The organism is Halorubrum vacuolatum, assembly GCF_900188065.1.
Classification (GTDB): Archaea; Halobacteriota; Halobacteria; order Halobacteriales; family Haloferacaceae; genus Halorubrum; species Halorubrum vacuolatum.
The window spans coordinates 123,902-143,817 of the sequence record NZ_FZNQ01000008.1; the positions used below are offsets into that span (position 1 = coordinate 123,902).

At 65.8% G+C, this 19,916-nt stretch carries 21 protein-coding genes and 1 tRNA gene; 9 read left to right on the plus strand and 13 right to left on the minus strand.

The genetic code is table 11. The features are described 5' to 3' along the window. Window positions 1–17: 17 nt before the first annotated feature. From CHB65_RS09405 to CHB65_RS09420, 4 genes are all read right to left on the minus strand, one after another. Window positions 18–722, minus strand: coding sequence for a metal-dependent transcriptional regulator (locus CHB65_RS09405; RefSeq protein WP_089384803.1), 705 nt, complete (start codon window positions 720–722; stop codon window positions 18–20). A gap of 64 nt (window positions 723–786) precedes the next feature. Then, window positions 787–1,530 carry a DUF2103 domain-containing protein gene (locus CHB65_RS09410; protein ID WP_089384804.1) on the minus strand — a complete coding sequence of 248 codons (744 nt, stop codon included), beginning with the start codon at window positions 1,528–1,530 and terminating at the stop codon, window positions 787–789. Between the two features lie 63 nt (window positions 1,531–1,593). Next, a complete protein-coding gene (locus tag CHB65_RS09415; protein ID WP_089384805.1) occupies window positions 1,594–2,712 on the minus strand; it encodes an ArsA family ATPase in 1,119 nt (372 codons plus the stop codon). Between the two features lie 73 nt (window positions 2,713–2,785). Next, a complete protein-coding gene (locus CHB65_RS09420; RefSeq protein WP_089384806.1) occupies window positions 2,786–3,091 on the minus strand; it encodes a DUF7565 family protein in 306 nt (101 codons plus the stop codon). Window positions 3,092–3,234: 143 nt separating this feature from the next. On the opposite strand from CHB65_RS09420, the gene CHB65_RS09425 reads away from it, so the two are divergent. Next, window positions 3,235–4,026, plus strand: a complete 792-nt coding sequence (locus tag CHB65_RS09425) for a PHP-associated domain-containing protein (RefSeq protein ID WP_089384807.1) — start codon at window positions 3,235–3,237, stop codon at window positions 4,024–4,026. Between the two features lie 157 nt (window positions 4,027–4,183). Here CHB65_RS09425 and CHB65_RS09430 read toward each other — a convergent pair whose 3' ends face one another. The 3 genes from CHB65_RS09430 to CHB65_RS09440 all read right to left on the minus strand — a co-directional run bounded on the left by CHB65_RS09430 (window position 4,184) and on the right by CHB65_RS09440 (window position 7,129). Beyond that, the gene (locus tag CHB65_RS09430; RefSeq protein ID WP_089384808.1) at window positions 4,184–5,566 is read right to left on the minus strand and encodes a flavin monoamine oxidase family protein; all 1,383 of its coding nucleotides are present in this window, start codon (window positions 5,564–5,566) and stop codon (window positions 4,184–4,186) included. Between the two features lie 275 nt (window positions 5,567–5,841). Continuing rightward, window positions 5,842–6,225, minus strand: a complete 384-nt coding sequence (locus CHB65_RS09435) for a hypothetical protein (RefSeq protein ID WP_089384809.1) — start codon at window positions 6,223–6,225, stop codon at window positions 5,842–5,844. Between the two features lie 109 nt (window positions 6,226–6,334). Beyond that, window positions 6,335–7,129 (minus strand): creatininase family protein, encoded by a 795-nt coding sequence (locus CHB65_RS09440; protein ID WP_089384810.1) that lies wholly within the window; start codon window positions 7,127–7,129, stop codon window positions 6,335–6,337. A 151-nt stretch (window positions 7,130–7,280) separates the two neighbouring features. Here CHB65_RS09440 and CHB65_RS09445 point away from each other — a divergent pair, with 151 nt between their 5' ends. The 3 genes from CHB65_RS09445 to CHB65_RS09455 all read left to right on the plus strand — a co-directional run bounded on the left by CHB65_RS09445 (window position 7,281) and on the right by CHB65_RS09455 (window position 9,457). After that, complete coding sequence (locus CHB65_RS09445; RefSeq protein ID WP_089384811.1) at window positions 7,281–7,676, plus strand: nascent polypeptide-associated complex protein; 396 nt, start codon at window positions 7,281–7,283, stop codon at window positions 7,674–7,676. Then, a complete protein-coding gene (locus tag CHB65_RS09450) occupies window positions 7,673–8,416 on the plus strand; it encodes a methyltransferase domain-containing protein (protein WP_089384812.1) in 744 nt (247 codons plus the stop codon). Before CHB65_RS09445 ends, CHB65_RS09450 begins: the two co-directional genes overlap by 4 nt. Before the next feature lie 81 nt (window positions 8,417–8,497). Continuing rightward, window positions 8,498–9,457, plus strand: a complete 960-nt coding sequence (locus CHB65_RS09455) for a transcriptional regulator TbsP domain-containing protein (protein ID WP_143420387.1) — start codon at window positions 8,498–8,500, stop codon at window positions 9,455–9,457. A 59-nt stretch (window positions 9,458–9,516) separates the two neighbouring features. On the opposite strand, the gene CHB65_RS09460 is transcribed toward CHB65_RS09455, so the two are convergent. Then, entirely contained in the window at window positions 9,517–10,962 is a 1,446-nt protein-coding gene (locus CHB65_RS09460; RefSeq protein WP_089384814.1) for an amidohydrolase family protein, read from the minus strand. A gap of 137 nt (window positions 10,963–11,099) precedes the next feature. Here CHB65_RS09460 and CHB65_RS09465 point away from each other — a divergent pair, with 137 nt between their 5' ends. From CHB65_RS09465 to CHB65_RS09475, 3 genes are all read left to right on the plus strand, one after another. After that, window positions 11,100–12,221, plus strand: coding sequence for a pyridoxal phosphate-dependent aminotransferase (locus tag CHB65_RS09465; protein WP_089384815.1), 1,122 nt, complete (start codon window positions 11,100–11,102; stop codon window positions 12,219–12,221). A gap of 70 nt (window positions 12,222–12,291) precedes the next feature. Then, window positions 12,292–12,714, plus strand: coding sequence for a hypothetical protein (locus CHB65_RS09470; protein ID WP_089384816.1), 423 nt, complete (start codon window positions 12,292–12,294; stop codon window positions 12,712–12,714). A gap of 138 nt (window positions 12,715–12,852) precedes the next feature. After that, entirely contained in the window at window positions 12,853–14,055 is a 1,203-nt protein-coding gene (locus tag CHB65_RS09475; RefSeq protein WP_089384817.1) for a methionine adenosyltransferase, read from the plus strand. Window positions 14,056–14,214: 159 nt separating this feature from the next. Here the strand turns inward: CHB65_RS09475 and CHB65_RS09480 are convergent, their stop codons facing one another. The 5 genes from CHB65_RS09480 to CHB65_RS09500 form a co-directional block, all read right to left on the minus strand. Next, entirely contained in the window at window positions 14,215–15,417 is a 1,203-nt protein-coding gene (locus tag CHB65_RS09480) for a redox-regulated ATPase YchF (RefSeq protein WP_089384818.1), read from the minus strand. A gap of 122 nt (window positions 15,418–15,539) precedes the next feature. Continuing rightward, window positions 15,540–16,244, minus strand: coding sequence for a DUF47 domain-containing protein (locus tag CHB65_RS09485; RefSeq protein WP_089384819.1), 705 nt, complete (start codon window positions 16,242–16,244; stop codon window positions 15,540–15,542). A gap of 92 nt (window positions 16,245–16,336) precedes the next feature. Next, window positions 16,337–17,365 carry a phosphoribosylaminoimidazolesuccinocarboxamide synthase gene (locus CHB65_RS09490; protein ID WP_089384820.1) on the minus strand — a complete coding sequence of 343 codons (1,029 nt, stop codon included), beginning with the start codon at window positions 17,363–17,365 and terminating at the stop codon, window positions 16,337–16,339. A gap of 214 nt (window positions 17,366–17,579) precedes the next feature. Beyond that, window positions 17,580–18,539: a zinc-dependent metalloprotease gene (locus tag CHB65_RS09495; RefSeq protein WP_089384834.1), complete on the minus strand. Its 960-nt coding sequence runs from the start codon at window positions 18,537–18,539 to the stop codon at window positions 17,580–17,582. Between the two features lie 139 nt (window positions 18,540–18,678). Further along, window positions 18,679–18,957, minus strand: coding sequence for a hypothetical protein (locus tag CHB65_RS09500; RefSeq protein ID WP_089384821.1), 279 nt, complete (start codon window positions 18,955–18,957; stop codon window positions 18,679–18,681). A gap of 189 nt (window positions 18,958–19,146) precedes the next feature. On the opposite strand from CHB65_RS09500, the gene CHB65_RS17435 reads away from it, so the two are divergent. After that, window positions 19,147–19,317, plus strand: a complete 171-nt coding sequence (locus CHB65_RS17435) for a hypothetical protein (protein ID WP_179213632.1) — start codon at window positions 19,147–19,149, stop codon at window positions 19,315–19,317. Window positions 19,318–19,482: 165 nt separating this feature from the next. Next, a tRNA-Glu gene (locus CHB65_RS09505) sits at window positions 19,483–19,557 on the plus strand. Window positions 19,558–19,916 lie beyond the last annotated feature (359 nt).

Here is a 19,916-nt window from a genome sequence, read left to right on the forward strand (position 1 = left end):
TTCCGAGCCTGTCTCGGCTAGATGGCGTCCACGTCTCGTGGGCGATCGTCGTTTTCACCGCTCTCTGGAGCCTCCTCGACGCGGATCGACCGGGCGATCTCCGCCGGGAGCCCCTGCTCGCCCCCGGGCGTCCGAACCGTCACCAGTCCGAACGGGGCGACGTCGATGATCTCTATCGTCGTCCCGGGCGTGATCCCGGCGTCGGCGAGGTATTCGAGTTCCTCATCGTCGCGATCGGAGACGCGGGTCACGACCAGTCGATCGCCCACGGCGTGATCCGCGAGGCGGGCTCCACCCGTCTCCTCGATCGGTTCGAGGTCCGCGCTCGGGATCGGATCGCCGTGTGGGTCGACGTCCGGGTTCCCGAGGACCGCCGCCATTCGCCGTTCGAGCTCCTCCGAGATGTGATGTTCGAGGGCGTCGGCCTCGTCGTGGACCTCGCTCCAGTCGTAATCGAGCTGCTCGGCGAGAAACGCCTCGAGGAGTCGGTGGTGTCTGACGACCTCCAACGCGACCGCCTCCCCCTCGGGGGTGAGCTCCACGCCCTTGTACGGCTCGCGGTCGACGAGTCCGCGGTCGGCAAGCTTGCCGAGCATGTCGGTCACGGAGGGTGGCGTCTTATCGAGGTACCCGGCGATAGCGGAGGTCGAGACTGGAGGACCCTCCTCCGACTGGAGGACGTAGATCGCTTTCACGTAGTCCTCCATGACGTCGCTGAGCATAGGTTTCGGTCACGGGCGTGGACCCAAATACCTACCGGGGGCGCCCGATCGGACGGGAGGCCGCTCACTCATCCTGCAGCTCCGCGTCCCGGAGCGCCTCGTTGAGGTCCGCCCGGACGCGCTCGCCGCTCTCGCGGTCCATCGCGGTCGTGACGATCCGGTTTTCCTGCACGCTGGAGCCGTCCCGCAGCAGCAGCCGGACGTTCCCGTTGGTCCCCGCGCGGGTCGCTTTCGCGCGGAGCCCGGTTCGCGAGCCGGTTCCGCCCGCGTCGATCGGGCCGGGAACGATCTTCTTGACGTGGGGATGTTCCGCGACGGTCCCGATCGCCCGTCTGCCCTTCCGGCCGCCGATGAGCGTGGAGTGTGACCCGCCGATCTTCTCCCTTGGCGGCGTCTCGACGACCTCCAGCGCGCGGTCGCCGCGGCGGTCGAGCACCCAGCCGACCACGTCGCCGTCGCCGTCGGTCCCCTCGTCGGGGACGCGGTAGAACTCGTGGTGGATCTGTGCACGCGTCTCTCGCAACGGGCCACGCTCGCCGGCGGCGTAGACCGTCTCGGGTCGCTTGCGACGGACCTCGTCGGCGACGCGCCCGGCGAAGTTCCGCAGTTGAACCGCGGATAGCCGTTCGTCGCCCTCAGGGCGCGTCGTCACCGTCGTCCGGCCGACGATCGCCTCCTCATCGAGGATCGTCAGCTCCGCGCGGTCGGATTCGAACTCGATGACGACGGCGTCCGCGTTGGCGGTGTTGCAGGTCAGACAGTAGTCCCCGGGCTTTTCGAGCGGGGTCCCACACCGCCGACAGGTCATATACGTGGTTAACCCGGTCGGCGTATAAGGGCGTCCGTTCGGGTCGGCATCGCGCAGACGGCGTTACTCCAGACAGGCCGCGACGACGTGCAGCGCCGCCTCCCCCCGCACCTCGTCGGCCAAGAGCGGGACGCGTTTGACCTCCCGCCCCCGGAAGAGGTCGGTGGCCCGTCTGAGCGCGTGCTGTTGGACGTCCCATCGGCGCGCACAGAACTCACAGTTCTCGGGGTCGGGCTCGACGATCCACGCCGGGTCGACGTCGGCGACGTCGCTCACCCGCTCCATCACACGATTGACGATCAGCGTGTTCACCGGGATCTCGAACTCCTCGAGTCGGGCGACGAGCCGCTCGGATTCGACGACGCTCATCTCCTCGGGGATCAGCACCACCCGGAAATCCGTTCGCTCCGGATCCTGCAGGACGGCCCGCAGACGCTCGATCCGCTCACGGAGTTCGTCGAGGCTTGCAGAGGGGTCGGGGCCATCGGTGCCGCCGCCGAACATCCCCTTGACGCCCTCCATCATCCCGGCGAACTGCTGGCGGAGCTTGATCACGCGCCCGAGCATCGAGTCCATGATCTCCGGAAGCTGGAGGAGCCGAAGGGTGTGGCCGGTCGGGGCGGTGTCGACGATCACCCGATCGAATCGCGGGTCATCGAGGTACTCAAGCAGCTGACGCATCGCCGCGGCCTCGTCCGCGCCGGGCATCGTGCCGCCGAAGAGATCCCCGGGGGCGTCCGTCATCCCCTCGGCGGCGTCTTCGGCCATGTTTCCCATGCCACCCATGCCGCCCATTCCACCCATCGCCTCGCCCATGTCGCCGAGTCCGCCGAGCGGGTCGCCGTCGGCGCCGAACATTCCCTCCTCCATCGCCGCGTCCGGGTCGATCTCGGCGGCATACAGCGGGACCTCCTCGCGAATGCGCGTCGGCTCCGCGGGGATGTCGACCTCGAAGGTGTCCGAAAGCGAGTGCGCCGGGTCGGTCGAGACGACGAGCGTCCTGACCCCGCCGGCCGCGGAGGAAAGCCCCGTCGCCGCCGCCATCGTCGTCTTGCCGACCCCGCCTTTTCCCCCGTAAAGGACGTACTCCGGGGCGTCAACGCCCTGTGGCAGGTCGGCGTCGACGTCGACGCTCACGTCGTCGTCGACGCGCTCTACCGGCTCGACGTCGATCTCGTTCATATCCCCACTCGTCGCGGGGCCTTCCTGTATCCGTCGGTCCACGGTCGGCTCCCGACGGAACACCCGGAGGGGACTATCCGCCCACGCCGTTGACGTCCAACTCCTCGATCACCGCCTGCAGGTCCGCCTCGGATTCGATCTCGCGTTTGACCTCCTCACGTCGGCGGACGGCGGCGGAGTCCGCCTCGTACGCGCGCACGTATTCGGCGCGGGTGTGTTCGTCGAACGCGTGTCGGATGGCGAAATAGCCGTCGGGGACGATCGTTCCGCACACCTTACACTCGTGTCGTTTGTGCTCGGTCGTCTGATGGAGGATGGTGGATTCGACGTCCTCGAAGGCGGCGTCGCAGCCGTCGATACCGCACGTCCAGCGGGACATATATCGCGAGGTATCCGCCGAGGGGGTTAACGGTTTTCCCCGCGGCGCGCGACAGTTCTGCGGCCTCGACCGGACGTATCCACGCCTCGATGTCCAGGCCTCGAAGGCGACATACCTTTGCTCGGCCGCGATGAGGTACGGTCGTGACCCGATCCCGAACCCGCGTCGATGCGCACGTGAAGGTCCTCGACGCCGACGTCGTCGCGCTCGCGAAGCAGCGCGGGATCGACGCGCTCGTGTACGCGCCACACTTCACGCGGTTCCCGACGATCCGCGACCGTGCCGAGCGGTTCTCCGACGACGAGTTGACCGTCGTGCCCGCCCGTGAGGTGTTCACCGGCGACTGGGGGAACCGTCGGCATCTGCTCGCGCTCGGGCTGTCGGATCCCGTCCCCGATTTCATCACCTTCGAGGGGGCAATGGCGGAGTTCGCCCGCCAGGACGCCGCGGTGCTCGTTCCGCATCCCGACTTCGCGACCGTCTCGCTCACCCGCCCGGAGATCGAAGCACACGCCGACAGCCTCCACGCCATCGAGACGTACAACACGAAACTCCTCCCGCACCAGAACAAACGCGCGTTACGGATCGCTCGCGACCTCGATCTCCCGGGGTTTGGCTCCTCCTATGCGCACCTCAAAGGGAGCGTCGGGGAGGCGTGGACGACGTTCGATGAGTCGCTCGACACGCCCGTCGAGATCGTCGACGCGTTTCGCGAGGGTCGCCCGCGGACGGTGGTCCACCGCGGTGGGCTCTCCCATCGGGTTCGTGGACTCATCGAGTACTCGCATCTCGCCTACGAGAACACCTGGAAAAAGGCCGATCGGATCTTCCTCTCGGGGGCCGAGCCGACCCGCCCCTCGAACGTCGCCTACGAGGGACGTTTCGATGACGTGAGCGTCTATGCGGACGGGCTCACCGACTACGGCCCGGGGTAACCGCCGGGAACCGTTTATATAGGCTCTTTCCCGCGACGGGACGTACTTCGCCGGTTCGGTGGTCCTGTTGAACTCCTCGTTGGAACGACATAGCCGGGTATCGGCCGTTCCCGATACGGCGCGTTCGGGCGGGTTCGACGGGTCGGTCGAAGGGTGGTCAGCTTTCTCGCTCACCGCGGTCGCTCAGGACCTCGTTCGCAACCCGTTTGCCCGACCTGATCGCCCCCTCCATGAACCCAGGCCATTCGATCGCCGTTTCCGACCCGGCCCAACGAACGCGACCGACCGGTTCACGGAGCGCGTCGCCGCACGCTGCCAGCGTTCCCGGCGTCATCACGGCGTTATATCCACCCGTCGACCATCGCGTCCTCGACCAGGCCTTATCGGTGTACTCGAGCGGCTCGCTCGCTTGCGGCCCGAAGTACCGTCTGAGTTCCTCAAGGACCTGCTCGCGGCGCTCGGTTACGGATCGGTCGCTCCACTCGAAGGCGTCGTCGCCGGCGATGAACCCGACGAGCAATCCCCGGTTCCCGTCGGGTGGACTAACGTCGTTGAACGAGGTCACCACGCCATCGGCCGAAAGCACGACCCCCGAGTAGCCATCGTCCCGCCAGAACGGTTCGTCGTACGCGACGACGCACTTGACTACCCCGCCCATCGGCATCCGTTGACCCAATGCCCGCCGCCGAGCAGGCAACGGTGGTTCGTGTTCGATTCGCTCGATGAGCGGGGGGGAAACGGCGACGATCGCGTCCGAAACGTCGTAACGGCCCGTATCCGAGACGAGCGTCACCCCGTCGTCGCGTCGTTCGATCCGTCGAACCGGTTCCTCCATCCGGACGGTGTCGCCGAGGACCTCCGCAAGCCCTTGTGAGAGGTGTTGGGTGCTGCCGATGAAGCGGTACTCCGTTCCGACGTTGGACGCTTGATACTCCTGTGCAAAGCTGTACCCGTCGTCCTCGGACGGGTCATCTCCGCCGTCGCTGTCCCCTAAAAAGTACAGCAGCGAAACCTGACTCGGTTCGGCCGCGTGCATGGCCCGAAAGTACGCCTCGAACGCTTCGCGTGCCGCTTGATTACCCATGGTCTCCTCCACCCAGGTCTGGAGGGTCTTCCCATCCCATCTCCCGGTATCCGGGTTCTCCTCCCGGCGGAGGGCCTCTATCCGTTCAAACGCGTCCCGCAGCTCGGCTGCCGCCTCCGGCGGTAGCGCCCGAAGCCGATCCTCGCCCTCGAACAACTCGCCGCCCACGGCGACTCGATCGGCGCCCTCGTGATACTGCGAACACAGCTCGAGATCGAACTCCTCGGCCAGTTCGAGAACGTGTTCATGTTCCTCACCGATCCATTCGGCCCCGCGGTCGATGACGTCACCGGTCGACAGCGACGTCCCGAGGGTTCGGCCACCGACGCGGTCCCTCGCCTCAAGAACGACCACGTCAAGCCCCACGTCAGTCAATTCCCTCGCCGCCGTTAGCCCGGCGAGTCCAGCACCGACGATGCCGACGTCGTAGCGTTCGAGGGGTTGAGAACCAGTCATGTAGACCCCTTATTTTCACCTGTAAAAAATACATGGATCGCGACTCCGGGGACCAAACGGCCCGGCCACGGGCGACGAACGAACCGCGCTCCCGATCGATACGGGTGGGAAGCCGCTTCGACGACAGATTCGGCCACTCAGTCAGGTCTGCATGCCGCGTTCGGCACGGCTCTCGTATCGACCCCGAGGGTTTCAACCGGGCTCCTTCGGTGCCGTTCATCATCACGATCATGGACGTGCGTCCCGTGGAGTGTTTGCTGTCCGATAGGACCTATTCAGGGCTCGCTCGTCCCGTCCTGAACGGATTGGCGATATCCGTCGCGTATTTCAACGGCGACGATCAGCGCGAACGAGATCCCAACGAGGATCCAGATGGTTATCCCTTCAGTTCCGGAGACCTCCGCCGAGAAGCCTGAAGCGAGCACGAGCAAGACGACGGTCACGACGCCCATTCGCGCCGTTCTGGAAACGGATCGATCGACGCTCGACAGATACACCTGCGGGATGACGACACCAAGCAGGGCTAAAAGCAGGAACGCCACCACGAACCCCCACTGACCCGGTAATCCGACGAACGTCTCGACGGCGGCGAGCAGGATGAACCCGATGATCACGCCGAGAAACCCGGCGGCAATGACCCTGTTCTCCGCTGATACCATGGCCGACGAACGGCGTCCGATATGATAAACGTGCGCCGCTGGAGGCGGCTCCGGTTAAATCGAGCCGTCACACACCTCAGTTACGAACGGTTGACAGTCGACCTTTGGGTCATCGTTCGCTCCCCGGCTGCGGATCGACGTGTGCAGCCGGCATGAGGTCCGTGATCGGCTGTGCATCGAGCCACTCCAGCAGCTCGACGAGTTGATCGACCGCCGCCTCGAAGAGTCGCTCGGCCTTCTCGGGGGTCACGTCCGTCGGATCGCCGAAGGCGCCGTTCGGGGAGTTGTCGATCGCGTCGTAGAACGTCCGTGCGCCGTGGACGTACGCGTCCGAGGCGTCGACGTCGACGAGGCCGCCGTCGCGGGCGGCTTCGAACTCGTCCCCATTGACGAGTTCGGGCGCGATGTGGGTGATCATCGCGGTCTCCTTCGGCCCCGCATGTGGGCCGTTCTGCTCGAAGAGGTCGTCGACGAGATCCGGGATCGATTCGTTCCACATCCACTCGATCGCATAGACCGCGCCGTCCTCGTGGAGTCGTCGACCGACCTCCTGGAGGTGTGCGACGTTGCCGCCGTGGGCGTTCACGTAGACGACCCGGTCGATCCCGTGATACGCGAGGTTCCGCGTGAAGCTCTCGACGTACTCCCGGAAGGCGGGCGCATCGACCCACATCGTGCCGTGAAACTGCCGGTGATGCGGGCTGACGCCGATGTTTATTGTCGGCGTACAGAGGTACCCGGTCCGGTCGGCCGCCTCGCGGGCGAGCGCCTCGGCGATCAGGTGGTCGGTCGCGAGCGGGAGGTGTGGGCCGTGCTGTTCGGTGGAGCCGAGCGGGACGACGGCCACGGACTCGGTCGCGACGTACTCGCCGAGTTCCGGCCAGGTGTGATCTGCGATGTACATGGCTACCCTCAGGGACGCCGGCCGCATGAAACCAGCCGTCCCGGCAGGCCTCGATCGGTTCCGGTTCGAGCGCCACCGGACATCGGATCGTCGGAAGCCTCGTCGTCGGCCTTCGGCACCCTTTTTGTGCCGCGCGGGCGAAGCCCCGCGTATGTTTGGAGGAGGCGGGATGAACCCGCGGAAGATGAAACAGATGATGAAACAGATGGGGATCGACGTCGACGAGATCGACGCCGAGCGCGTCGTGATCGAGACCGGCGACGGCGACCTCGTCTTCTCGGAACCACAGGTCACGCGCATGGACGCGCAGGGTCAACAGACCTACCAGATCGTCGGCGAACCCGACGAGGTCGTCGATGCCGGCGCGGGCGACGCTGACGACGCGGACGACGCCGACGCCGCCGACGCCGCCGGCGACGCGGACGCCATCCCCGATAGCGACGTCGCGATCGTCGCCGAGCGGGCGGGTGTCCCGGAGTCGGAGGCCCGAGCGGCGCTCGAGGCGACCGACGGCGACCTCGCGGCCGCGATCGCGAACCTGGAGTGAGCGACGCCGCCTACCTGCTCGTTCACGGGGACCGCGAGTATCTCCTCCGTCCGGGCGAGGAGTTCGGCACCGACCTCGGCGTCATCGAGGTCCCCGAGGACGCCAACCCGGGCGATACCGTCGAGACGCATCTCGGCACGGTCTTCGAGGTCCGTCGACTCCGCGGCCCGGATCTCTTCGATCACCTCGAACGGACGGGCGCGCCGATGATGCCCCGGGATATCGGGCTCGTCATCGGGCACACCGGGATCGCTGGCGGCGACCGCGTGCTCGATGCCGGCACCGGCACGGGGATCCTCTCGGCGTACCTCGGCCGGGTCGGCGCCTCCGTAACGACCTACGAGCGCGATCCCGACTTCGCGGACATCGCCCGCGAGAACATGGCGGTCGCGGGCGTCTCGGAGCGGGTGACCGTCAGAACCGGCGACCTCGCCGCGGAAGTCGACACCATCCTCGCCGATGAGGACTCCTTCGATGTGCTCACGCTCGATACGGGGGACGCACCGACGATCGTCGCCTACGCACCCGATCTCCTCCTCTCGGGCGGTTATCTCGCCGTTTATTCGCCGTTCGTCGAGGGGACGCGTGCCGCCGTCGAGGCCGCACGCGAGGCCGGCCTCGTCGAGATCGAGACGTTCGAGACGATCCAGCGCGAGATGGACTTCTCCTCGCGTGGATCCCGCCCGTCGACCGCGGGCGTCGGCCACACCGGCTATCTGGTGTTCGCTCGGGCCCCTTGAGAGCAGGTGTCGGAACCCGGGGTCGACGGAATCGACCTCGCCGGCGGAACGTTCATTCGGGCGCGTCGTCTTTACCGGACGATGGCCTTCGAGGACGAACTCGTGGATCTGCTTGCCGGCTCCACGACCCTCGTCGCTACCGGCGTCGATCGTGCGTTCCTGCCCGCCGTTCTACGGGCACATGAACGAACCCTCGGGGAGGCTGCTGGAGCCTCCGAGGAGACCGATGGGAGCTCAAACGTGTCGTGGCGGCTCCGTTCACCCACAGAAACCGTCGAGGGGCTGGGACGGGAGTTCGTGCTCGGCACGAAGGTCGCGACGCGAACCGAATCCGGCTCGATGGCGATCGTGACCGCGGCGGAGGCCGCCGCCGGCGACCTCATCGAACGGACCCTCTTCCTCACGGATCGAGAGGTACACGCGGTCACCGGTCCCGTGGATAACCGAACGGTGATCACCACCGACGAGATGTCCGCCGTCCGTGGCCTTCGGGAGGCGATGGGCGCCCAGTTCGAACGGAGTCCCTCGGCCGCGATCGACATGCCTTCGCGAGACCGGCTGTATCGCACCGCGGGCGAGCAGCTCTGTGGGCGGTTCGCAGCGGATCTCGAGGTCCTGCTCGATGACCTCGAACCGGGGGCGCTCGATCGCTCCCGAACGGTGACGGATCGAACCCTCCTCCTCGCGCTCGGCGCCCGACACGATCACCTCTTTCAGGACGTTCGGGCATGGGCGGAGTCGGTCGGCATCGCGCCGAGACAGACGTTCACCGCCGATCGTCGGATGCTCGTCGCGTCCGGCGTCATCGAGGAGGTGAAGGTTCCCCTCGGCGTCGGCCATCCGAACTATCGGCTTCGCGCGATCGAGGAGGGCCTGCTGCGGCTCCCACCCGAGCGGCTCATCGAATACCTCCGTGACCGGCTCGATGGGATCGACCGGGCCGCGTTCGACGGTCCTGATGCGGCCGACCGATACTTTCGGACCCCTCATGGACCGGGTGATGACGACCGGCCGGTCTGGGAACGCCATCGGCGGCGCTGATCGCTCCGGGATCGGATCCCTCGTCTCCACGCCGATCGGCTCCCCACCCTCGCCGCCGATCACAACCGTCCCGCGTCGACGTCATCGACGAGCGTGGATCCGGCCGCCCGCCACTCCTCCTCGGCGTCCGCGAAGATCCGCTCGGCCCGCTCGTTCGCTTCCACGACCACGTCGTCGACGTCGACGCCGACGATCCCGCCGGCCGAGACCAGTTGCACCCCGTCGACGAAGACGTCACGGACCTCCGCACCCGCGGTTCCATAGACGAGGTTCGGGATCGCCGTGTGGAACGGCTCGGGGGCCGTCGGGGCGACGCCGACTGCATCGAGGTCGCAGACGACGACGTCCGCACGCTTGCCCGGCGCGAGCGATCCGACCACGTCGTCGATTCCGAGCGCCCGTGCCCCGCCGATCGTCGCGATCTTCAGCGCCGCGGGCGCATCGAGCGCGGTCGGATCCCGTCGATCCACCTTCGCGAGCAACGCCGCGGTCCTGAGTTCGCGCAGCGTGTTATGTCCCCCCGTGCCGGGTGCCTGATCGGTGCCGATCCCGACGGTCCCGCCGTGTTCACGGTACTCGACGATCGGCGGGACGATCCCGTCGATCGCGGCGATGGAGGACGGACAACCGACCATCCGCACGCCGGCTGTAGCCAGCCGCTTTCGCTCCGCAGTGGTTGCGCCGTGAAGATGTGCAGCGAGCAGGTGATCACCGAGGAAACCCTCGCGATCGAGCACCCCGACGGTGGTCGCGTCCTCTCCGTAGCGGGCGGCCACCGCGCGGCGCTCCCGTTCGCCCTGTGCGACGTGAACGTGAACGGTCCGATCCTGCTCGCGGGCACGGTCGAACACCGCCGTCAGCGTCTCCATCGAGACCATATCGAGCGCCTGCGGGCCGTAAGCGGGGACGACCAGCGGATCATCTCCGTACCGCTCGAACAGCGCTTCGGTCCGGTCGAGCGCTTCCCGCCCCGCGTCGCGGTCGAAGGCGAATGGCTCGTTCGGGTCGAGATCCTCGCGGTCGCCCGGCACCTCGTTGATCGTTTCGGTGGCGACGACGCGGAGCCCGAACGGGCGATAGACGCGGTCGACCAGCGTGGCGACGTCGGCGGCGTATTCGCCGAGCGTCGTCGTGCCGGCGGCGATCGCCTCCAGCGCGGTGAGTTTCGCGCCGACGATACCGTCCTCGGCGGAGACGTGCCGGCCGATCGGGTCGAGCGCGCGGTCCATCCACTCGATCTCCGGAACGTCCTGTGCGGCCCCCCGGATGACCGAGTAGCGGCCGTGGACATGGGCGTTCACGAACCCAGGCAGCGTGAGACACCCGTCGCCGTCGATCGTCCGGGCGGCATCGTTCGGGTCGATCGCCTCGGTCGGGCCGACGTAGGTGAGCTCCCCGTCAGTCCAGCCGACCGCGCCGCGGTCGACGATCCCCAATTCGCCGCTCCCGCCCGTCGCTCCCGGGTCCATGGAGACGAGCAGGGTGTCGGTGATGAGCGCGTCCATGCGATCTGCTCTCGTCGACCGACAAAGGAACTACCGGCGGGTTCGCTCACCTTCGTTCGCTCACCTTCGTTCGCTCCCGGAACTCTCGGCACCGCACGTGACAAGAGCTAACTCCGGTCGGGTCCCTCATGTGTATCATGCCGACGTTCTCCGACAGGGTCGAGCGGATCGAGATCAGCGGGATACGCGAGGTCTTCGAGGCGGCGGGCGCGGATGCGATCAACCTCGGATTGGGCCAGCCGGACTTCCCGACGCCGGATCACGCCCGCGAGGCAGCGGTCGAGGCCATCCGGGCCGGCAAGACGGACGCTTACACCGCGAACAAGGGGATCGAGAGCCTCCGCGAGGCGATCGCCGAGAAACACCGCGTCGATCAGGGGATCGACCTCGATCCGGCGAACATCGTCGCGACCGCGGGCGCGAGCGAGGCGCTCCACATCGCCATCGAGGCGCACGTGAGCGCCGGTCAGGAGGTGATCGTCCCCGATCCCGGCTTCGTCTCCTACGACGCCTTGACGAAACTCGCCGGAGGCGAACCGGTCCCGGTCGGGCTCCGTGATGACCTCACGATCGATCCGGCGGCGATCGAGGCGGCGATCACCGAGGACACCGCGGCGTTCATCGTCAACTCCCCCGGCAACCCGACGGGGGCCGTCTCCTCGGAGGACGACGTCCGGGAGTTCGCGCGGATCGCGGACGAACACGACGTGCTGTGCATCTCCGATGAGGTCTATGAGTACACCGTATTCGACGGCGAGCACTACTCGCCGATGGAGTTCACCGACGGGGGGGACGTCGTCGTGATCAACGCCGTCTCGAAGCTCTTCTCGATGACGGGGTGGCGGCTCGGCTGGGCGTACGGCGCCGCCGACCGCGTCGACCGGATGGTGCGGGTCCACCAGTACGCACAGGCCTGCGCATCGGCGCCCGCACAGTACGCCGCCGAGGCGGCGTTGCGCGGGGATCGGGGGATCGTCGCGGAGATGACCGACTCCTTCGAGCGGCGACGTGACCTGTTGCTCTCGGGGCTAGCCGACGCCGGGATCGAGTGTCCGACGCCGCGGGGCGCGTTCTACGCGATGCCGAAGGTGCCGGAGGGGTTCGTTTCCGAGTGCATCGATCGGGGCGTCGTCGTCGTTCCCGGCGAGGCGTTCGGCGCGCGTGGGGCGGGATCGGCACGCATCTCGTATGCGACCGGCGAGGACGACCTCCGGACCGCGATCGACGTCATGGCTGAGGCCTACGAGGCGGCCCGCTGACCCATCCGCGGCGATCGGTGCCGGAACCAGCAACACCTAACCACCTCTCCCGACGAATACACCACGAACGATGACCGACGCCGACACCGCCCGTTCGCTACGAAGGGCCGCACTCCTCTGGTTCGGCCTCTACCTCGGGGTCTCCGTCGGTCTCTTCCTCCTCTTTTCGTTCGTTGACGCGCTTCCGGAGACGACGGGTCTCCCGACGCTCTCGTTCGGACTCGGGGCCGTGATCACCGGGATCGCCCTGATCGCCGTTATCGCCGACCGGCTTCTCTTCGAACGAACGCCGACGGACGTCTTCACGCGGCAGTCGCTGTGGGTGCTCGTGCTCGTCGTCGCGACCGCGAGCGCGACCACCTTCTTCCTCGTCGAGACAGCGCTCGTTCCCGGCACGGCGGTCGCGCTCGGCGTCTCCGTCGCGGTGCCGGCGACGATGATCCTCTTCGCGCTCGTCAATCTCCTCCGGCATCGATCGCTCGAACACGGGTGAGCCCACCGCTCACACGTGAGTCGGCGTCCGCACCGCGGCACCGAACGGCAGATATCGCCGTAACATAACTTAGTCGCATGAATTTGACTCGGAGAGTTTCCGCAAGTTATACCGTAGCCCGGGGGGTACGGGAACCCAATGAGTCGGAACATTCAGGTCAGCCGCCTCGACCGCCAGGCGGTCGAGGATCAGGAGGTCGAGATCGTCGAACGGAAGGGCGTCGGCCATCCGGACTCGATCAGTGACGGGCTCGCGGAGTCGGTCTCCCGCGCGCTCTCGCAGCTTTATCTCGACCGTGTCGGGAAGGTACTGCATTACAACACCGACGAAACCCAACTCGTCGCCGGGCGTGCGGCACCCGCTTTCGGCGGCGGCGAGGTCATCGAGCCGATCTACGTCCTCGTCGTCGGTCGCGCGACGAAGTCGTACGACGGTCAACAGCTCCCGGTGGACTCCACGGCGCTCGCGGCCGCCCGCGACTATCTGGAGGAGACCATCCCCGAACTCGAATACGGCACCGACATCGTCGTGGATGTCCGGCTCGGTGAGGGGTCGGGCGACCTGCAGGACGTCTTCGGCGAGGAGACCCAGGAGGTGCCGATGGCGAACGACACCTCCTTCGGGGTCGGCCACGCGCCGCTCACCGAGACGGAGACGATCGTCTACGAGGCCGAGCGTGCGCTCAACACGACCTACTACGCGGACCATCCCGAACTCGGCCCCGACGTGAAGCTGATGGGAAAACGCGAGGGCGACCGCATCGACATCACGGTCGCGGCCGCGATGGTCGACGCGTACGTCGAGGACCTCGACGACTACGACGATGCCGTCGCCGACGTGCGCGAGTTCGTCACCGACCTCGCCGAGGACCATACCGACCGCGAGGTACACGTCCACGTCAACACCGCCGACGACTACGAGGAGGGGTCCATCTACCTCACCGTGACCGGGACCTCCGCCGAGCAAGGCGACGACGGCTCCGTCGGCCGCGGAAATCGCGCGAACGGACTTATTACGCCGAACCGCCCGATGTCGATGGAGGCGACCTCCGGGAAGAACCCCGTCAACCACATCGGAAAGATCTACAACCTCCTCTCGACGTCCATCGCCGAGTCCGTCACCGAGGAGGTCGACGGTATCCGTGATCTCCAGGTTCGGCTGCTCTCACAGATCGGTCGGCCCATCGATGAACCCCACGTCGCCGACGCCCAGATCGTGACCGCCGAGGGCGTCGATATCGTCGATATCGAGGAGGAGGTGACCGCGATCATCGACCGTGAACTCGCCGACGTTTCCGAGATCACCCGCAAGGTGATCGAGGGCGACGTCACCACCTTCTAGTTCGCCCGCCGATCGTCCCGCGTTGGGCGGTGTTCGGGTATGCATGCTTCCAGCAGACGCGCGGTGGGTACGTTCGGGTCCTCTGTGTGCTTTCCAGCGTTGTCCTGATATATACGCATTATCCTCGTCGCTTTATTGCCCGTTCCGCTGCCAACGCGCTCAGGGTGCCGCCTGCTTCGTCGAGACGAGTTCGATGACGTCGCGGTGGGAGAGTTTCCGATCCGTGCCGACCTGACGTCCGGTCCGACAGTCGGTGCCGTGGAGCAGTCCCTCACCGATATCCGAGTGAATGTGAAAGGCGAAATCCTCCGTGGTTGAGCCGGCCGGAAGGAGGAAGCAGTCGCGAAAGACACCCTTTTCATCCCGCGATCCGTTCGCCGAGCCCGGAAAGACCGCGATGCAGCCGAGCACGTCGAAGACCGCCGCCTCCAGTGCGGTCTGCACGCCGGTTCCGCCGTATTCCTCGATGAACGCGCCGATCGCTTCGAGGCCCGCCGCCTGTTCATCGGAGACGTCCCCAACCACGTTGAACCCGTCGTCGCCGGCGACGTACTCGATCACGTCGGCGTCGGCCGCCCGTTTGAGCGCCTTTTCGGCATGGGCGCTTACGGGGACGAACGAGAGGTGATCGTAGTTCGAGTCGGTGGTTATCCGCCCCCAGTTCTCCTGTGCGGCCGGCGTATCCATCTTGTTCGCGGCGACGACCATCGGCTTCGTTCGCTTCCGGAGCTCCCGTGCGAGTTCCACACGGTCCGACTCCTCCCATTCTGCGGGCTCCAACGGGAGCCCCTGTGCGAGGATCACCTGCTTCATCCCGTCCTTGTCGATCCCGAACGCCGACATCTGTTCGGCGAGCTCCTCCTCGATGGCGGCCTCGGATCCGTGATAGCGGGTTTCGTACTTCTCGATCCCCTTTTTTAATACGTCGAGATACCACTCGTCGAGCTCGCGTTCGAGGAAGTCGATGTCCTCACGCGGGTCGTGTCCCTCGGTCGCCTCCCCCTCGATGTCGGTCCGTCCGGAGAAGTCGACGACGTGGATCAGGACGTCCGTCTCGTTGAGGTCGGTTAAAAACTGGTTGCCGAGCCCGCGTCCCTCGTGTGCGCCGGGGACGAGGCCCGCGACGTCGACGAGTTTTATCGGAACGAACCGCGTTCCGTCCGCACAGATACCGACGCTCGGTGTACACGTCTCGTTGAACTCCGGGGCCGCACACTCGACGCGCACGTACGCCTCCCCGACGCTGGGATCGATCGTCGTGAACGGGTAGGCACCCTCCGGCACGTCGTTCATCGTCGCCGCGTTGAAAAAGGTCGATTTGCCCACCGAGGGCTTCCCGACCAGCCCGATCCGATAACTCATTACCTCCGGTGCGGCCGCGGCGAGTAAAAACGATGCGAGACGGCCGTTCGTATGGGCCACGTAGACATCCCGCTCGATACGAGCGCGGTGATTCCTCGCTCGCCGGCTGATGCATCCGGTTGTTATGATCCGTTATCGCCGGCGATCACGCCCGGTTCCTTGCTCGCGATGATCACCATCGCATCCGTGAGGTCCTCCATCGCGTTCGCAAGCTCATCGAGGAGAATGGCAAGCTCCCGTTGAAGCAGTGCCTCGGCCGTCGCCCCATCCTCGAACGCCGCTTCGATGGCGGCGTTGCGAAGCGTGTCACATCGGCTCTCGGCCGCTCGGATCGACTCGATCCCGTCGGTGATGTTCTCACTCGTATCGGCCCGTGCGAGGCCACGGACGAAGCGGACGACCACGTCGGCGAGGGTTTCGGCCATGGCGACGACCTCCTCGCCCATCTCCCGCAGTCGGGCGAAGGGCTCACGTTCGGGGTCCGGGCGCGTCATCACGACCTCCTGCGCGATACGCTCGGTGTGATTCGCGACGATGTCGAGGTCCCCGTACAGATCGAGCAGGGCGGACTGATTGAAGTTGATCCGGGTGTTCAACAGCCCGATATCGTCGGCACCGGCGTCCGTGATCATCGCCGTGATCTCCCGGACGAGGTCGTCCGCCTCGCTCTCAAGCGACTCGATCCTCGCGAGCGTCCCCGAGTAGTCCCCGTCGGAGGCGTACCGTTCACAGAGCTCCGGTAACAACGCCGCACACGCCTCGAGTCGCTCGACGTAGGTCTCCGTCAGTGTCTCCAACCGCTCGCCGAATCCGGCCTCGCTCGTCATGCCCATATCCACGGTGGCGACGTGCAAAAGTCCCCGTGCTGCATCCCTCTTCGCCCGGCTATGACCTCATCGAGGGAGGGCCATTGCGTCGTTCAGAGCCTTGAAACCGCTTCGAGCGCCGCCGTTATCCCGGGCGCATCGAACCGCTTCTCGCCGGTGTAGGCGTTCGTGCCGGCGGCGTACATCGCCGAAACCGTCCCGATGACGTCGTCGGGCAGCGTCGTCGGCGAGACGTCACACAGTCCCCGCCAGTCGTCCGTCTCGCGACCCCTGACCTCGCGTTTCGCCTCAGCGACGGCCTCGACCCACGCCGGTTGGTTCCGTTTATACCACTGCCGGATCACCTCCTTCGAAAGCTGCGTGCCGCCGTAGGCGAACCGATTCTCATCGAACGTGCCGACGACGTCGGCGACGCGGATCTCCCCGTCGAAATACAGGCACTCGATCTTCCCGTCCTCGTGGAGAAACCCCCTCTCTCCCGCCCGTTCCGTGATGACCTCGTTCACGCTTCGGGCGACGGTTTCGAGTTCATCGATGTCGGCGATGCCGGCGATCCGATCCGCCTCCTCAGACGAGAGATACCGATCCTGCCGCTCGTACTTCGTCGAGAACTCGACGACCGGTTCCGGGAGTTCGATCGGTTCCTCGGGCCACGACTCGTGCTCCAGACCGATGTCGGCCGGCATGATCCGCTTTCGGAGGCTCGACCCGACTGGCACGCGGTTACGAAAGACGATCTCGAGCGGGATGAGGTAGTTCTCGCCGCCCGCGTCATGGAACGATGTGTAATCGTACCCTGCTTTTGCTCCCTCATACGGTAGCTCTGGGACCTGCGTCAAGTCGATCGCCATCTCCGTCGGGGCGCCCTCGACGGTCGAAAGCGACGTCACCTCCCCGCCGCCATCGACGACCCCACGGTAGTGGGTGGCGATCCCGTTCGCTTCCAGCAGCTCGAAGTTGTACGCACCCATCGTACAGAGGCTCGCGCCCTTCTCGGGGATCGGATCCGGCATCCGTCCCCAGTCGAAGACCGAATACGCGTCGGTGAACACGAACCGCCCACGACCGAGCGACTCGCTGGTCGCCGGCTCCGAGACGCGGAAGTCCTTGACGCTCGTCATGCCCTATCGGGCGACCGCCGACCCTAAGAACCTTTCACTTCCGTGTGCAACACAAATCGATTGCGGACCCACCGATCCCAGATCGTGGATCGAAATCTCGTCGTTCGTGGTTACTCGCCATCGCTCATTGTCTCCCCCGTCGATCCGTTTCGCTCGTCGTCGCCCTTTGGCTCTCACCGTCGATCCGTTTCGCTCGTCTTTGTTCCCCGATTCACTACGGATCGACCCGGAGCAGCCACGTCTCCGGATGATCAAGCTCGTCGTTTGTCGGCAGGTACTCCGGACGTGACCAGACGACGCCCGCGGCTTCGATCCCACGGGCGTCCGCGACGGCCTCGAAGAATGCCGCCCCGCGTTCGTACTGCCGACGCTTCATTCCGAGCCCGAGCAGCCGTCTGGCGAACCGTTCGATCGGTGTCCCGCCGCTCCGCCGCTCATCGAGCTTCCGACGCAGGTCCGCGTACTCCCGATCGAACGCCCGATCCATCAGCAGCTCCGCGTATCCCTCGACGGCGGTCATCGCGACTTGGAGCTCCGCGAACGCCCCGGGGTCCAGCCCCCCCGCGGTCAACGATTGGATCCCCGATTCGAGCCGTGATTCGAGATACTCGGGGAGCCACGGGGCGGCACCGAACTCCGCTGCATGTGTCACCTCGTGGAAGGCGATCCAGCGCCGAAATCGCGGATAGGGGAGATCCAACTCGCTGGCCGCAGCGGTGATGTTCGGATGTACGAAGTAGAGCCCATGATCCTCGGCCGGCTCGTCGGCGAGCAGCAGGGGGTCGTACTGTCCCAGGACGTTGCGACCGAGGAACCCGAGCGTGAACGCGAGCGACCCCGTGTTGGCGATCCGAGAGAGGTCCGGCAACAGCGGCGTCGCGGCGCCCTCGATCGGACGCATCACGTTCCGTAACGTGTCCACGTTCGCGTCGATCCAGTGGTGCCGGTTCTGGACCTCCACTGCTCCCGGGACCTCGAAGTTCAACCCCGAGACCTCACCGACGCGTCGACGGGCGTCACGGACGTCCGCGGCGTATCCTTCACGCTCGGCGGGGGTGAGATCCAGCGAGCCGGGTTCGGTGCTCGCCTTCGCGGCCTCGGCGGCTTTCTCCCAGTCGATGACGCCGGTGCCGGAGGCCTCGGCAACCGCCCGGAGGCTTCGAAGAACATCCATAACCGTCTCAGGTTCGCCGCCGACAAAGCGCTTGTGTCGATCCGCGTCGAGGTCGCTTACACGTCGCTCCGTATCGTTCCGCGTCGCGATCGCATACAGCTTACTCGTGTCGGTCTGTACCGACACGACCCGTACCCACTCACCCGTTGAGTTCGTCGAGGGCAGTGGCGTCTTCGAGCCCGTTCGCAGCGACCTGCTTCCACACGACCGCCACAACTGCCGCCACCACACCGAGCACGAGAAGGACGAGGAGGGGTGTTCGAAGCGCACACCTACGGTTCTCGGGATCGTCGCTCGCCTCCTCTTCAGTTTCACTCACATCCCGGGTGGCCATCTTCGAGCCGATCGTCTTCGGGCCGATCTGGATCGTGGCGTCACCGAGATGGATCTCCAACAGCGTTAGCGATCTGTCGCTCATGGCTGGGGTTCCTCGGGCAACCGGTTAACGCTGGCGGCGGGTGGCCGTCCGAACGGTTCGCCATCGACCCTTCCTCAGTTAGCGACCGTAATCGGTCGATTCCTTTCCGCCGTGACGCCGAAACGAACGTTTCGACGACCCCACGCCGTCTCAACCGTTCAGCAGGACCCCGGAGTTACCGGTGCCCGAATGGTCGAATTTGCGTATGACGACATCTACGCGTTCGTCGCCGTCGATGTCACCTATGTGATCGACAACCCGAACGTCGCCACCGAGCACCGCGTGACCGTCACACTCGTTCCTGCTTCCGTGATGGGCGACGAGGCGTCAACTGCCGTGACGTTCACCGTTGATGGCTAAACCGGATAGGCCTGGTGGACGGCTCAGTTGAAGTCTCTAATCACACCTGATCGAGTCCATTGAGTCATGTGTTAACACGACAAACCCACACACGGCGACGGTGAAGCGCAACTGTTTTACTCCCTTCGGGTTTAGCCTGAGATGCGTTCAGACGCACGCGGATACGCTCTGGTAGTGTAGTCCGGCCAATCATATTGCCCTCTCGAGGCAATGACCGGGGTTCAAATCCCCGCCGGAGCATCCCAACCCCTCGCCTTCTGTTGATTTTCGACCGTCGCTAACCCGAGGTAAACACATGTTCGAGGGCAATCAAACTCAACACGGGTATCGACCCCGACGCCGTCTGGCGATTTCAATAACCCGCGAGGCATCGAAACTCACGGGGGTAAATCGACCGCCGTCTGGCGATCCGAAAAATCGTGAGGCAAGCATCCGGGTTACCGGACAGAGGGCCAGGCAATGAAAACTACCGACCAGGCAACCAACCCCCTTGAAGGGATCAAACGGCTTCATTGAATCCGCAGAAGGCGTCGGGTTTCATTGTTTGACGGCTTGTTCGACGTTGTAGACGGCGGCGGCAAGCGTAATTTCACGGAACT